General features: G+C 42.4%; 18 protein-coding genes. 14 read left to right on the plus strand and 4 right to left on the minus strand.

The window, feature by feature from the left end; genetic code table 11:
* Positions 1-349 precede the first annotated feature (349 nt).
* Complete coding sequence (locus BLT15_RS12130) at positions 350-1261, minus strand: LysR family transcriptional regulator (RefSeq protein ID WP_089762182.1); 912 nt, start codon at positions 1259-1261, stop codon at positions 350-352.
* 301 nt (positions 1262-1562) lie between these two features.
* Here BLT15_RS12130 and BLT15_RS12135 point away from each other — a divergent pair, with 301 nt between their 5' ends.
* From BLT15_RS12135 to BLT15_RS12180, 11 genes are all read left to right on the plus strand, one after another.
* Positions 1563-2081 (plus strand): YeeE/YedE thiosulfate transporter family protein, encoded by a 519-nt coding sequence (locus BLT15_RS12135; RefSeq protein WP_089762185.1) that lies wholly within the window; start codon positions 1563-1565, stop codon positions 2079-2081.
* 26 nt (positions 2082-2107) lie between these two features.
* On the plus strand, positions 2108-2365 hold the full coding sequence (locus BLT15_RS12140; RefSeq protein WP_089762187.1) for a sulfurtransferase TusA family protein: 258 nt from the start codon (positions 2108-2110) through the stop codon (positions 2363-2365).
* On the plus strand, positions 2355-2825 hold the full coding sequence (locus tag BLT15_RS12145) for a YeeE/YedE thiosulfate transporter family protein (protein WP_089762189.1): 471 nt from the start codon (positions 2355-2357) through the stop codon (positions 2823-2825). Before BLT15_RS12140 ends, BLT15_RS12145 begins: the two co-directional genes overlap by 11 nt.
* Before the next feature lie 239 nt (positions 2826-3064).
* Positions 3065-3676 (plus strand): TorD/DmsD family molecular chaperone, encoded by a 612-nt coding sequence (locus BLT15_RS12150; protein ID WP_159429948.1) that lies wholly within the window; start codon positions 3065-3067, stop codon positions 3674-3676.
* Between the two features lie 64 nt (positions 3677-3740).
* On the plus strand, positions 3741-4439 hold the full coding sequence (locus tag BLT15_RS12155) for a 4Fe-4S dicluster domain-containing protein (protein ID WP_089762193.1): 699 nt from the start codon (positions 3741-3743) through the stop codon (positions 4437-4439).
* Between the two features lie 19 nt (positions 4440-4458).
* On the plus strand, positions 4459-6642 hold the full coding sequence (locus BLT15_RS12160; RefSeq protein WP_089762195.1) for a molybdopterin-dependent oxidoreductase: 2184 nt from the start codon (positions 4459-4461) through the stop codon (positions 6640-6642).
* A 152-nt stretch (positions 6643-6794) separates the two neighbouring features.
* Complete coding sequence (locus tag BLT15_RS12165; RefSeq protein WP_159429949.1) at positions 6795-7376, plus strand: rhodanese-like domain-containing protein; 582 nt, start codon at positions 6795-6797, stop codon at positions 7374-7376.
* A gap of 60 nt (positions 7377-7436) precedes the next feature.
* Complete coding sequence (locus BLT15_RS12170; protein WP_143423090.1) at positions 7437-7847, plus strand: rhodanese-like domain-containing protein; 411 nt, start codon at positions 7437-7439, stop codon at positions 7845-7847.
* A gap of 99 nt (positions 7848-7946) precedes the next feature.
* Positions 7947-8375, plus strand: a complete 429-nt coding sequence (locus tag BLT15_RS12175) for a rhodanese-like domain-containing protein (protein ID WP_089762202.1) — start codon at positions 7947-7949, stop codon at positions 8373-8375.
* Positions 8376-8811: 436 nt separating this feature from the next.
* A complete protein-coding gene (locus tag BLT15_RS13690) occupies positions 8812-8946 on the plus strand; it encodes a hypothetical protein (RefSeq protein ID WP_268762269.1) in 135 nt (44 codons plus the stop codon).
* A 372-nt stretch (positions 8947-9318) separates the two neighbouring features.
* Positions 9319-10299: a 2-hydroxyacid dehydrogenase gene (locus BLT15_RS12180; RefSeq protein WP_089762205.1), complete on the plus strand. Its 981-nt coding sequence runs from the start codon at positions 9319-9321 to the stop codon at positions 10297-10299.
* A 20-nt stretch (positions 10300-10319) separates the two neighbouring features.
* Here the strand turns inward: BLT15_RS12180 and BLT15_RS12185 are convergent, their stop codons facing one another.
* The gene (locus tag BLT15_RS12185) at positions 10320-11009 is read right to left on the minus strand and encodes a TIGR02452 family protein (protein ID WP_089762207.1); all 690 of its coding nucleotides are present in this window, start codon (positions 11007-11009) and stop codon (positions 10320-10322) included.
* A 219-nt stretch (positions 11010-11228) separates the two neighbouring features.
* Here BLT15_RS12185 and BLT15_RS12190 point away from each other — a divergent pair, with 219 nt between their 5' ends.
* Positions 11229-11552, plus strand: coding sequence for a cupin domain-containing protein (locus tag BLT15_RS12190; RefSeq protein ID WP_089762209.1), 324 nt, complete (start codon positions 11229-11231; stop codon positions 11550-11552).
* Positions 11553-11604: 52 nt separating this feature from the next.
* A complete protein-coding gene (locus BLT15_RS13340) occupies positions 11605-11757 on the plus strand; it encodes a hypothetical protein (RefSeq protein ID WP_234985620.1) in 153 nt (50 codons plus the stop codon).
* On the opposite strand, the gene BLT15_RS12195 is transcribed toward BLT15_RS13340, so the two are convergent.
* Entirely contained in the window at positions 11719-12075 is a 357-nt protein-coding gene (locus BLT15_RS12195; RefSeq protein WP_089762211.1) for a carboxymuconolactone decarboxylase family protein, read from the minus strand. The genes BLT15_RS13340 and BLT15_RS12195 overlap by 39 nt on opposite strands.
* A gap of 312 nt (positions 12076-12387) precedes the next feature.
* A complete protein-coding gene (locus tag BLT15_RS12200; RefSeq protein WP_089762213.1) occupies positions 12388-12681 on the minus strand; it encodes a 4Fe-4S binding protein in 294 nt (97 codons plus the stop codon).
* A gap of 331 nt (positions 12682-13012) precedes the next feature.
* Here BLT15_RS12200 and BLT15_RS12205 point away from each other — a divergent pair, with 331 nt between their 5' ends.
* Positions 13013-13330 carry a cupin domain-containing protein gene (locus tag BLT15_RS12205; protein WP_089762215.1) on the plus strand — a complete coding sequence of 106 codons (318 nt, stop codon included), beginning with the start codon at positions 13013-13015 and terminating at the stop codon, positions 13328-13330.
* Positions 13331-13499 lie beyond the last annotated feature (169 nt).

Below are 13499 nucleotides of genomic sequence, written 5' to 3' on the forward strand. Positions count from 1 at the left end.
CGGGGACACTATTTTTTGGCCATGGACTTAACCTGAATCTCGAAAAATTTCGAGTATCACTTTGCTTTATATCTTCCAGCCATTATTGTCATGACAGTGATCTAATACTATATCTATCAACTGATAACAAGAAGATCCAAAAATATTTTTAGGTCTAAATCGAAGAGGAGGCAGAGTAATAGTCTGAAAATTTAAAAAATATTCACCTTTATTCCCTTGCCAAACTGTTTATTGACATCTGCTCAAATCAAAAAATCTGCTCTTTTTATTATTTTAACACTGCGAGAGATAACATTAAAGAGAAACACAGATAAAATCTTTATAATCGAGATAAATTTTTGAGGACTGCTCAGCAGAAAGAATGCTGATGCTGCATAGTCAAAAAAGATATGAATTTGGTGATTATTCCCGGGTGATTGGGTTTTTGTGAATAAATCAAATTTATATCCAGGTTCAGTTTCTCCTCAACTCCCTCATTGAGTGCAATAATTTTTATTCTGTCCTGGAACACCGGTTTTTTAACGGCTGAATAGGAAAGAAAAGAAATTCCCATGTCGGCTTCGACAGCTGATTTGATGGCGGTAAAACTATTCATCTCGGCCGTAATATTAAGATCAGTTATTTCAAGCTCCTGTTCGGAGAGCAGCCTCTGCAGCATTTTTCTTATATAAAAATCACCGCTGGGAAGAATCAGAGGCATATCTTTCAGTTCATTGATATTTTCTATAGTTTTTAGTTCGCTGCTTTCGGAAGCTATAACATTGATCTGATCCGTCATAAGGTGATCACTAATAAGTGAACTGCCCGAAGGCAGTTCACCCTCGATAACACCCAGGGAAAGCTTATTCTGGAATATACTTTCCACAATTTCGGAACTGTAACTCACCTCGAGTTCCACATTTGCCCTGGGGTGTTTATCTTTAAAGGTCCAGAGAGTACAGGGAAGCAGATATTCACCTGGTGTGGGGCTGGCGCCGACATTGAGATTTAGCTCTTCAGAATTTAAAAAACCGTCGATATCTTTTTCCAGCTCATTGTGAATATTTTTTAGCCGCTGAGCATATTCATAGACAATTTCTCCCGCCTCTGTCAATCTAACTCCCTGGTTGGTCCGATCAAAAAGTTTAGCTCCATAATATTCTTCCATCGATTTTATATGCTTGCTCACAGCTGGCTGGCTCAGGTAAAGCAGATTGGCCGCTTTAGAGAGGCTTTTTGCTCTGGCCACAGTTATAAAAATTTCGAATTGATAAATCTTCATATTATATAACCCTCACCGATAATTAGAAATATAAAGCTGGCTATGATAAAATTGTAGAAAATAATCATGACAGCAGGCTGCCAGAATTATACTGCGAATTGTATTTTAAATTATACAGGATTGCACCTTATATTAAAACAGCTGAAATTCTTTTTTTCAAGAAATATCCACGATTATTATGGTTATTAATATATTTTGGGACTGATGGGGGGTTAACTTCATTTTTAACTATAAAATTATTTATCCTGTATCACTTTTCGGCCTGGCAGCAATAATCTTCGGACCGGAAAGTGTAGTACTTTTGCTGTTGGGGGGGCTGGCCGGTTTTGCTCTTCAGCGCAGCAATTTTTGCTTTGCCAGCGGTATGATGAATTTTTTTATGTTTGGAAAAATCAATTTTTTGCGCTCGCTAATCCTGCTTCTGGTTCTATCCTCGGCTGGATTTATGGTTTATGAACTTTTTCTGGAAAGAACTGGAGCTGCATCGGCTCTCCGGCTTTCAGAGGCGGCTGTATCACCTGGTCTGCATACTCTGCTGGGAGGAGTTATTTTTGGGCTGGGAATGGTAATGGCCGGAAGCTGTGTGGTGGGTATGCTCATGAGGATTGGAGAGGGGTCGGTGACTTTTCTTCTGGTTCTGGCTGGAGTTGTAGCTGGCAGCAGTTTGGGATCGCTGCATCTCAGCTGGTGGCGTGATATTTTTGCTTTTGAAGCTGTTTATTTACCCTCCTTTCTGGGCTGGCCGCTCACTATCGTCCTTTATTTTGGGCTTCTGTCGTTTTTGTATTTTTATCTTGGGAGGAGAAAAAAGCATAAATAATAATCTTTTCTGAGGAGATAACATCCATGAATGAAAAGATAAAAAAATTGGATCTTCTGGGGAAGGTTTGTCCGGTTCCTCTGCTTGAAACCGAAAAAGCCCTGAAGGATTTGTCCCGGGGAGTAAGACTGCATATTGTTACCGATCATACCCAGGCTGTTAGAAATATAATGGAATTTTTGGAGGAGAGATCGCTGGAATTTGAAATCGAGGAGCCCGATCCCGGCATCTGGAAGATCAAAACCTTCTATCGCGAAGAAAGGGGGAGCTCTTTTGAAGAATAAGAGCTTCAAAAATAAAGAATCTGGAGTGAGCCTCACCTCAAAAATGTTTTCTTATAAAAAGGGAGCAGTAATAATTGCGGCGGTCAATTTGTTGATATTTCTATATACTGGCAGGGTCTGGGGTATAACCGGAGGATTTGTTCTGACAGATCCCTCGCCTTTTAGCTTCCCGATCGAGAAGATATTCCTGATAAATCTGGGGGTGGTTTTTGGGGCCTTTTATTCTTTGAAGTCTTCCGGAAATTTCAGGATGCGCGGCAGATGCGGTCTAAAGAGGGGGATTTTAGTTTTCGCGGGAGGTCTAATGATGGGTTACGGAGCTCGAATTGCAGGAGGCTGTAATATCAAAGCTATGCTCAACGGAATGGCTTCATTTTCTCTGCATGGAGTGATTTTTGCTCCTGCAGTCATCCTGGGAGTGTACGCTGGCAGCAGGATGACCAGTAAGTATTATGGATAAACAATATTAGATAACAAAATAATTATAGCACTTTGTTATAGCGGCTATAATTATATAGAATATAAATGTTAAAGGATTCACCAGCTTTTTCCCGAAATATGATAATGGTCAGCAAAAACAGGGATTATTTTTGATTTTAAAAAAAGAAGAAATAGCTCAATTTATTTTGCCTTTTTTTGTGAAATTATAATCAAAACCGATAGGGAGGAGGAGATTTTATCCAGACAGAAAACCCTGAATTGAGAAGAAAGATCTATATTCTTTTCAGTCATCTCATATACAGACCCGATTCCGAATTGAGAGAAGAGCTGGTTGAAAGCAGACATTTAGATCTTTTTAATGAGTATGATCAGTTTGCCGATGCTCCTGAAGTGCCGGAAAGCTGGAGGCCGGAAAATATCCCGGAAGTCGAAGAGTGGGATGAGCTCTGGGAGGAGGAGCTCAATTATAATAATCCCAAAATCAATCTGATAGAATCTGTGTATAAACCCTGGACGGTAGACGAAAGCTGTCAGATGCCTTTTGCCGATGAAAAAGGTTTTTTAATGGGGGATTGGGCTCATCATATGCTTCACTTGTATGAGCAGCTGGATTTTGAGCTGCCGGAAAGTTTTTCGCACTGTCCTGATCATCTCATGCTGGAACTGGAATTTATGAGCCTGTTAATTGAAGAGGTCAGCCGTCAGCACCAGCATCAATTTTTAAATCAGCATCTCGACTGGATAGATGACCTGCTGGAAGAGGCTCAGAATGAGGACCTGGCAGGTTTTTATATAGATCTTATAAAATGGCTGCTTGAATTTATTCGTGCGGAAAAAGAATATCTTGCTGCCAAATCTTCTACTGCGTAATTTAATCACTTCTGGCCGGTGGCTTTGATACAAAAAATGATTACAGGACAAAGGAGGAACTCTTATGCAGGAAGAAAAAGAAAATAATCAGAGCCGAAGAAGTTTTCTGAAAAAGTCTGCTGCAGCAGGTTTTACAGCGCTGACAGCAGGCACTGCCCTAACCGGTGATAAACTTCTGGCAGAAAGCAATGAGACGCCCAGAAAAGCTATATTAATGGATAACAGGCTGTGTATTGAGTGTCAGGCCTGCCGGGTTGCCTGCCAGAATGAAAACGAAATAGATGAGGAATATAGTTTCATAAAATTTGTGAGCAAAGAGAGCGGAGAATATCCCGATGTGGAATACCGGCTCAGGCGAGACAGCTGTTTTCATTGTCCGGATTCCCCCTGTATAAATCAGTGTCCGGTGGATGCTCTTTATAAAGGGGAAGGTAGATTTACCACCCTGGAGGTGGAGGAATGTATTGCCTGCGGCCAGTGTCAGCAGGCCTGTCCCTTTGATATACCGGAGATAGGGGAAGAGAGAATGTATAAATGTGACGCCTGTCAACATCTACTGGAACAGGGAGAAGAACCTGCCTGTGTGAGCACATGTATTTCTTATGCTCTGGATTTTGGAGATTTCGAAGATATGCTGGAAGCAGGTCAGCAAAGAGTGGAAGAAATAAAAGATAAATATCCGAATGCTGAGCTATATGCGGATTATGATTATGGATTGCTGTTAATTTTAACTGATACTCCAACCGAACTTAATCTGGTTTAAAACTGGAGGGATAGATATTATGAAACTGACAAGACGCAGTTTTCTGAAGAAATCCGGGCTGGCAGCCGGGGCGCTCGGTCTTTCTCTGCAGACTTTTGACTTTGAAGAATGGTCTGCTCAAGCTCAGGAAGCTGAAGTGGAGAAACTTCCCACACAGTGCAATACCTGCGGCACCCAGTGTGGAGCCTGGGCTTATGTTAAAAATGGCCGAGTGTGGAAAGTTGAAGGTCATGAAGAACATGCCCGCAGCCTCGGAAAATTATGTGCCCGTTCTCACGGAGGTCTGGGCTGGGTTTATGATGCTGATAGAGTTCAACAGCCGCTGAAAAGAGTGGGTGAAAAAGAATTCGAGCCTATCAGCTGGGAACAGGCTTTAACCGAGATAGCTGATAAGCTGGATGATATTCTGACAGAGTATGGTCCTGGCTATGTAGCTTATGGCCATTATCCACGGTCTACCGGCACTTTTTATTCCGAGCGTTTGATGCACGCTCTGGGCGTAAGCACTCTCTGTACCCATGCTACTTCCTGCAATGCAGCCCGTAATACAGGATTTTTGTACTCCATGGGCGGAGTTCCCGATGCCGACCTATCCAACACCGAATATGCCCTGATAATTGGTCGCAATCACGGAGGCGGCATCAGGACGGATCAGATGAAAAAGATGAGCGAAGCTTTATCAGGAGATGCTAAAATTGTCTGTGTAGATCCCCGTCAAAATAATATAGCCCGCATTGCCGATGACTGGGTACCTATAAAACCAGGTACCGATCTGGCTATGGTGCTGGCTATAAGCAATGTTATTATAGAAGAGGGCTTATATGATGAGGAATATGTGGAAGAACATGCAGTAGGGTTTGATCAGTTTGCGGAAAGAGTTGAAAGGGTAACGCCTGATTGGGCCGAGCAGGTAACTGATGTTCCCGCTGAAAAAATCAAAGAGATGGCCCTGGAACTGGGAGAGAACAGACCCAGATCACTGGTACATCCTTCCTGGGGTGGAGCCTTTGGAGCCAAATATGCCAACAGCGAAGAGACTGCCCGGGCAGTTGCATGTGTGAACGCTTTGCTGGGGAATATTAATGAAGAAGGTGGTTTGATTTTCCATCCCACCCCCGAGCTGGGCAGCCTGAATGAAGATCAGTATCCAGCTCCCGAAGAACCGGACACCCGCAGAGCTGATGGAGTAGGAGTAATGGATGAATATCCGCTGGCTGGAGACTTTGGCCTGCCCCATTATCTGATGGAAAAAGCCCAGGAGGGCGAATTAAAGTCCATGTTTATCCGGCATCATAATCCGGTGCGCAATTTCCCCGATTATGAGCATATGGCGGAAGGTTTTAGGAACCTGGATCTCTCTGTGGTTTTTGAGATTAATATGACTGAAACGGCCATGCTGGCTGATTACGTGCTGCCGGAATGCAGCTTTATGGAAAGAGAGGAAGTAATTGAAGCCTCTGGCGGGCCATATGCTTCTATCAGTATGAGGACCCAGGTTATACCTAAGGTATATGAGGAAACCAAAAGTTTCGATGAAATCATCGTTGAATTAGCCGAAAAACTGGGTGTGGGTGAATATTTTAACTTCACACTCGACGAAGTAAATAGAGCCCGGCTGGAACCCTATGATATAACTCTGGAGGAATTTAAAGAAAAAGGCTCGATGTTAATCGATATGGAAGCTCCGCTGGGCGATAAAGATCTTAATACCCGCTCGGGAGATTTTGAGTTTTATTCCGAGGTTTATGATCATGTCGGTCGACCCGGGGTTGTAGGCTGGCAGCCTCCTGCGATTGGTGTTGATCTGGAGGAAGATGAATTTAGATTTGCCACCGGCAAAGAAGGCTTTCACTCTCATACTGCCACAGCCAATATTGAAAGTCTGGCTCAGATCACCAAAGATTATGATACCAATAGGTTGTGGATTAATTCTTCAGTGGCAGAAGAGAGGGGCATAGAAGATGGAGATAAGGTTAAAGTGAAGTCACCTGTATCTACCGAGGAAGTGAGAGTAAAAGTGACCGAACTGATTCATCCAGGGACTGTATTTATGCCTTCCGGTTATGGCAACAAAACTCCTTTTTATGAGACGGCGGAAGAAATTGCCACTCTAAATCCCAATGACATAGTACCCTATCAAACTTCCGATATAGCCGGGCACTCCATGCGTCAGGAGACAACGGTTAAAATAGAGAAGGTTTAAGCCCATAATTTAAAAATGGAGGGATGATCATGCTGAAAAAAAGATTTGCCATAGCTTCATTAGTAATAGCTTTAGTGTTTTTTACTTCTTTATCTGCCTTTGGCTGAGCTGATGTTGAGGGGCCAGGCGATGAAGAACTCGGCTCCATGTTTTTGGCTGCTGCAGCTGAAGTTGACACAATAAACACTTCGGAACTGGAGGAACTGGTTGAAGCTACTTCTGATGAGCGTGAAAGCTATGAAGAACCACCTGCTGACTGGGATTTCGTCCTTATAGACACCAGAAGCAATGAGGAATATGCTGCCGGTCATATTAACGGCGCAATCAATATGCCGGAGGATGAAGAATTTGCACCCGATATGCTGCCGGAAGATGAAACAGAAAAACTCGTATTTTACGGAGGCGATTGTCACGAATGGATGCGAGAAGCTCAGGAATTGGGTTATGAAAATATTTATCATTATGAAGCCAGTTTGATTGGCTGGGAGCGTGCCGGCAATTATTTGACCACTACACCCGAACATGTACAGGCACTGCTCGACAGCGATTATACCGACGATGCAGATACATTGCCCTATCTAATCATCGATACCAGAGGTCATGCGACCTATATGGAAAGTCATGTGCCCTCCGCACAATCCCGACCGCATACCGTTTTTGAAGAGAAATTTCTGGACTATATGCCGGCTGAAAAAGATGTCGAGATCATAACCTACTGTGGTGGTTTCTTCTGAGGTCATAGTCATAGTGTTGCCAGGGTTCTGGCAAGCGAAGGTTATGAAAATGTGAAAGTTATGGCTGGCGGGACTCCTGCCTGGGAAGCCCATGAAATGCCACTTTTCGGCACAGATGCTACTGAAGCTGAACTGGCTGAAGATGAAGTTGATAGAGCCATAGATAGCGATGAGTTTACCGAACTACATGAAGAGGGGGCTGTAGTTATCGATGTTAGAGACCAGGATGAGATTGATGATTCCGGTCTGATAGAAAATGCTCTGCATATGCCCAGCGGTGAACTCGCAGATGATCCGGAGGCCTTTATAGACGAACTGCCGGAAGATGAGACCGAAACCATAATTGTTCACTGTGCAGCCGGGGTTAGAGCCCGAGATGCAGCTGATGATATAGCTGAGCTGGGTTATGAAGATGTTTATTATCTGGACGGCAGAATTATAGTTCATGAAGATGGCAGTTTTTCTTTCTAACAGGCAGAATTTCAAAAGTCGAAGAAATCTTGCAAAAATAAGCTTGTGAAAGCATGACTTATGAAATGCTCAATAATATAATTTGGAGGCTATAAAAAAATGCTTAAAAAATCCGTTATCGCATTAATGGCTGCTGTGATGGTTATGGCCCTCGTTTCCACAGCTGGAGCACATCCTCTGGTGGAGGAATATGAAGGGCAGGTAGATGAGATGGATGTGATGGATTTACAGATGGACCGAGATATGGGTGAGGATTATCTGGTGCTGGATGTGCGCACCCCCGAAGAGAGATCAGAAGGATACATTCCCGACACTGTCTATACCAATTTTGGGACTCTGTTTTTCAATATAGAAGAATATGTGGAAGATCAGGATGAGATGTTCGTTGTATCCTGTCAGTCAGGCGCCCGCTCATTGATAGCTGCTAAACTGCTGCAGGATATGGGCTATGAAAATGTTATTAACCTGGAAGGCGGTTTCTTGGCCTGGGAAGATGCTGGCTATGAAGTAGAACATCCTGAGGAGTAAAATTAAAAGAAATTACCAGAAGATATTATATTGTGATTGATTACAGGCTGTCCGCGGCGGGCAAATTTAAGTCTGGCTCCGTCCGGACAGCTTTTTAATTTGGAGAAGAAATTAATATCGCATTGAATCCCGAATCAAGTTTTGATATAGCCAGCGCTTCAATGAACTATTTTCCCAAGGATTTTTTTGAGATTTCTGGCGACTATCTTGAGTGATAAAGCCGGCTTAAACTGTAGAATTATCAGCATTATTGCTGTTAATCATGATTAAAATAAATGAGAACCCTCAAACTCGCTCGTGCAGGGTTATATAAATTTAATTTTACAAATTGATTAAAATGTTTGACAAAAATTCTAGCATATGATAGATTATTATACAAGTTATTGAAGCGAAGATCCACCGCCAAAAATGACTTTTTTGAGAGGAGGTGTAATTAATGCCGCAAAAAAGAAATCTGGTTAATGGACCCGCTCCTCACTGGCATACAGGCGCTCCAGTTACCAGAGACGGTGATAGAACTTCGTTTTCTTCTTACTGGGTGCCTTTTAACACGGGAATAATGTCTGGATAATTGGATGACGGATCGCTGTAGTTCTCAGGCCTATAATTTACAGGATTCACTTTCAAAGGGTTATCCTTCTATAGCTTTTGCCTGAGTATTGAGAATATAATTATTTCAAGCAGCGAGTATTGAAGAAAAATTCACCTGATTATTTAGTTTTAAATTTTTTAATCAAAAATCACACATCTCTGACCCGCGAACGCAGCTTTCCGGTTTTCCGGAATTAGGAGTTGAAGTCAGGGGTGTGTGATTTTTTTATGGGTATATAACAATAAAAATTGAAAAATTTTGAGCAAGTATTATCCATATGTTATGATCAATGATGATGACCTATCAGTTATGAAAAAACAAGGCGTAAAAATCTCAGGGGGTTATATATACATGGATGAAAAACCGCGTGTATACGTGACAAGAGAATTGCCCGAACGGGCTCTGGAAAAGATCGATGCTGAATGCAGCATGGAGGTAAATCCTCACGATCGGGCGCTTACCAGGGGAGAGCTGGAAAAAGCTGTTCAAAATATCGATGGTCTTTTATGTCTGTTAACAGATAATATAGACGAAAAGCTGCTCGAGCTGAACCCTGATTTAAAAGTAATAGCTAATTATGCTGTCGGTTATGACAATATCGATGTCTCAGCCTGCACAGAGCGGGGAATCCCGGTAACAAACACGCCCGGAGTGCTGACCGAGACCACAGCCGATCTCACCTGGGCGCTTTTGATGGCTGTAGCCCGTCGCGTGGTCGAAGCTGATAGATTTACACGGGCAGGACATTTTGAAGAGTGGGGGCCTATGTTGATGCTGGGTCAGGAAGTGAACGGCAGCACGCTGGGAGTAATCGGTCTGGGGCGAATAGGCAGAGCGGTTGCCAGAAGAGCTGCAGCCGGCTTTGATATGGAGGTTAAATATTTTGATCATTCCCGGAACAAAAACTTCGAGAATAAATACGGCCTTAAAAAAAGTTCTCTGGAAGAGATTTTACAAGCTTCTGATTTCATAACTCTCCACGTGCCGCTAACACCGGAAACTGAGGGTATGATAGGCGAAAAAGAATTGAAAATGATGAAGAAAACAGCCTGTTTGATCAATACCTCCCGCGGAGCTGTGATAGATGAAAAAGCACTTTTGCAGGCTATCAGAGACGATGAAATAGCTGGAGCCGGACTCGATGTCTATGAAGATGAGCCCAAACTCACTCCCGGGCTGGAACGCGAGAGCAAAATCGTGATATTACCTCACATCGGCAGCGCCAGTGTGAAAGCAAGGACAAAAATGGGGCTGATGGCGGCCGAAAATCTGCTGGCTGGCCTAAAGGGCGAAGAAATCCCCAATATTGTCAATCCGGAAGCTCTGAGTTAAAATTATATTAAACCTGTATATCAGTTATTTTTTAATTTTTCCTGAAAAATTTTGAATTTCCAGCCTGTCCGGGAACTGTCCAGCACGGCAAATACTATTTTTGTGAAAGCGGAGTTGAAGCGCTCGTCATCTATTAGAAAATTCTTAAATATCTCGGCTACATCTTCATAAACATTTCTAAAAACTCCACAGCCAAATGCTCCCAGTACCAGAGTTTGAATACCCTCCTCGCAGGCCAGAGCGAGGATCTTTTCAATTCTGCTTTTCATGGTGGGGTAGATCTGATCGATCCTTTCTTTGCTTTCATTTTCCCTTACCGCTCCTGCGTTGACAGCGGGGGCAGTTATGAAGGAGAAGTTATAAGGTTTATCGAGCAGTTCACCGCTGTCTCTGCGAAAAACCGGCACCTCCGGAGAAAATATCATATAATCCAGATAAAGAGAGGAGTCATGCTTTCTATTTGCTTCATACATTTCATCCATCTGTTTGATTGCAGGATAGAGGGCGGAAGATCGAGCCAGACTTTCCTCCTGGGCTCCGCTGCCTTTTAGAAAACCTCTATTTTCTATCCGAGGAGGAATTTTTTCCTTCTCATATCTTCTGTCGGAAGGGTGACTGCGGAGTGGTGCCCACCGATTTTGCTGCGATGTCGATAAGGCCAGGGCAGCCCGTTTGATGCTGGGAATTACCCGCAAAAATGAACTGGGCATAATTGCAGTGGAAGATCAGTCTCTGGCAGCTTGAGAGAGTAGAATTTGATAAGGAAAAAGGTCGTCTTGATCTCTTTATTTCCTATGAAAAAGGAGCTAAGAGAAAATACTTATGCCTCTACCGGAGAGGATTTTAAGGAAGTGGAAAGACTTGTGGAGGATATAGAGGGTGTATTTGCAGAGATGTAAAAATTATTCCAGCTGAAGGAGGTTATATTAATGCAAGATTCTACAGTCCATAATATCCAGGAAACGATTGAATATCAGAAAAATTCTATTGTCAGCAAAACCGTCATAGATAAGGATACTGGAACAGTTACACTTTTCGCTTTTGATGAAGGTCAGAACTTAAGCGAGCATTCCGCTCCACACGAAGCCATGGTTCATGTTATCGATGGTGTCGGAGAGTATACCATAGGAGGAAAAACACACCGGGTTGAAGCAGGTGAGATGATTGTTATGCCCGCGGATATACCTCATTCCGTCAGGGCTCCCGAAAAGTTCAAAATGGTCCTGATCATGATCGAAAATATAGAAGAATAAGGCATGAATTTTAAGATAAAAAATTATGAGAAAATCTGCTGGGAGGATAAACGTGCAGGAAATACTGCTGGTTATCAATGAATCTCCTTACGGTTCGGAAAAAGCCTACAATGCTCTGCGCACGGCTATGAATCTGCAGAAAAAAGTGAAGAAAATATTTGGGGAATTAAAAATCAGTAATTTCTGGCTCACCTTTTTCCTGTAAATATTTTAGTACTTCTGGAACTATCTTAACCTTGGTAGGTGCCCCACACCACCAAATTGTCATACGCAGGACTTCTTTTATCTCTTCTGGAGTGGCTCCATATTTTAATGCCTTTTTTGTATCCACCATTATCTTTGGTTTGTGCTCTGCCATCAGACCTGTAGATACAGCTATAAGATACTTATATTTCTTGGGGATTACATCATTCGTGTAAATTACTTCATAATAATCTTCAATGACCTCCTGATGTGTTATTCTAAGGTTGTAGGTCTCGGGGTGGTGGTACCCCCACCTCGAAAACTCAGAGTTGTGCTCCATTCCACTTTTTGATACAATAAACCTGCGGGATGGAGCGCACTGCGGCCCTTTTATGAGGGTAACGCTATTAAATTGTGGGCTCCATCCCCTTTCGTATTTCTGACACTGGTTTGAACAGGTGGGTCAGGCGTGCTGCCTCCTTGCGGCTCTGGCTCTGCCAGAGTAACGCTATTTTTAAGACTGCCGCCCACCTGCTGATGAATGATTTTTTATTTACATAGTAACACTTTGTTTTTCCCCTGCCAAACAAACCACTTTTAATATTTGCGGGTGGTTTTTTAAAAGCTGAGTATAACAAACACTTTCAAGCAATCAGGCTGAATAGTTTATGGCATTCACCGGACAGACATCCTCACAGTCATGACAGGTAAGACATTCATTATTATTTATTTTCCTGATATTGCTGTTTTCATAAGAGGTTATAGCACCACTGGGGCAGGCTTGTTCACAGAGCCCGCATCCGGTACACAAATCTTCATCCAGGTTCATTTTGAATTTAGCCGGAGAAGAGCTCACATATAGAACTGTGCCGTGAGGACAGACCCGGTGCCAGAAGTCTTCGGATAGAAAGAATGAGCTAATCACTCCTGCTCCAACAAGTATCATAATGATATTTAGCTCTCAGGCCTGAATATTTTCCTGCCAGAATATAAAGCTAAAAACCAGCAGAAAAATAATTTCACTTAACAGTCTCAATCGAGTTTTAATAATTTGTCACCTCCTATTTTTATACTGTCACAGGCTATTCTATATGTAATAATACACCATCGGAATAATAATTACAGTGACATTAATCACATACCTATCAAACTGAAATTTATATTCTTTCCTCTATTGAAGCGGTGTGATTAATGTCACAGATTTTATTCCGCAAAAATTATATGATTGAATTGTGATTCAGTCAGAAGTATAAAATTTAGCCCGGGAGGTAAAACAAATGGAAGTAATTAAAATGGATGAGATCGAAGGAATAACCAACAAAAGAGGCGTAACTGCCAAACAGCTTCACAAAAACGAAGATGTTCAGATAATGAATTTAGTTTTAAAACCAGGGGATGAGGTGCCATCTCATTCCGTGCCGGTTAATGTTTTCTTTTATGTAGTTTCAGGGCGAGGCACCATTGCTATAGGAGATGAAGAAGCTGAAGTAAAGCAAGATGATATTATTCCCTGTCCAAAAAATACAGAGATGGCGCTATCAGCTGATAGAGGAGAAGATTTTTCCGTGATCAATGTAAAAACACCCAGTATTTAAAAGTTCGGGAGGAGGCGGTTATAATTAAAGGATTATTAATGTCCATCTTTTCAGGTGTTTTAATTAGAATGGTGATACTTTATCCTCCTCTGCTGGAGAGCTGGCTGTTCAAAAAATTCCTGCAGCTGCCTTTTCAATTTCTGGCCGGTCGCATTGATTTTGATGAGAT

This window comes from Halarsenatibacter silvermanii (assembly GCF_900103135.1).
In the GTDB taxonomy this organism is placed as follows: Bacteria; Bacillota; Halanaerobiia; order Halanaerobiales; family Halarsenatibacteraceae; genus Halarsenatibacter; species Halarsenatibacter silvermanii.

Excerpts from the sequence above, each read along its gene's own strand:
- BLT15_RS12130 (WP_089762182.1), bottom strand. The coding sequence starts at position 1,261 with ATGAAGATTTATCAATTCGAAATTTTTATAACTGTGGCCAGAGCAAAA.
- BLT15_RS12140 (WP_089762187.1), top strand. The coding sequence starts at position 2,108 with ATGAATGAAAAGATAAAAAAATTGGATCTTCTGGGGAAGGTTTGTCCG.
- BLT15_RS12155 (WP_089762193.1), top strand. The coding sequence starts at position 3,741 with ATGCAGGAAGAAAAAGAAAATAATCAGAGCCGAAGAAGTTTTCTGAAA.
- BLT15_RS12160 (WP_089762195.1), top strand. The coding sequence starts at position 4,459 with ATGAAACTGACAAGACGCAGTTTTCTGAAGAAATCCGGGCTGGCAGCC.
- BLT15_RS12170 (WP_143423090.1), top strand. The coding sequence starts at position 7,437 with ATGGCTGGCGGGACTCCTGCCTGGGAAGCCCATGAAATGCCACTTTTC.
- BLT15_RS12175 (WP_089762202.1), top strand. The coding sequence starts at position 7,947 with ATGCTTAAAAAATCCGTTATCGCATTAATGGCTGCTGTGATGGTTATG.
- BLT15_RS13690 (WP_268762269.1), top strand. The coding sequence starts at position 8,812 with ATGCCGCAAAAAAGAAATCTGGTTAATGGACCCGCTCCTCACTGGCAT.
- BLT15_RS12180 (WP_089762205.1), top strand. The coding sequence starts at position 9,319 with ATGGATGAAAAACCGCGTGTATACGTGACAAGAGAATTGCCCGAACGG.
- BLT15_RS12185 (WP_089762207.1), bottom strand. The coding sequence starts at position 11,009 with ATGCCCAGTTCATTTTTGCGGGTAATTCCCAGCATCAAACGGGCTGCC.
- BLT15_RS12190 (WP_089762209.1), top strand. The coding sequence starts at position 11,229 with ATGCAAGATTCTACAGTCCATAATATCCAGGAAACGATTGAATATCAG.
- BLT15_RS12195 (WP_089762211.1), bottom strand. The coding sequence starts at position 12,075 with ATGGAGCACAACTCTGAGTTTTCGAGGTGGGGGTACCACCACCCCGAG.
- BLT15_RS12200 (WP_089762213.1), bottom strand. The coding sequence starts at position 12,681 with ATGATACTTGTTGGAGCAGGAGTGATTAGCTCATTCTTTCTATCCGAA.
- BLT15_RS12205 (WP_089762215.1), top strand. The coding sequence starts at position 13,013 with ATGGAAGTAATTAAAATGGATGAGATCGAAGGAATAACCAACAAAAGA.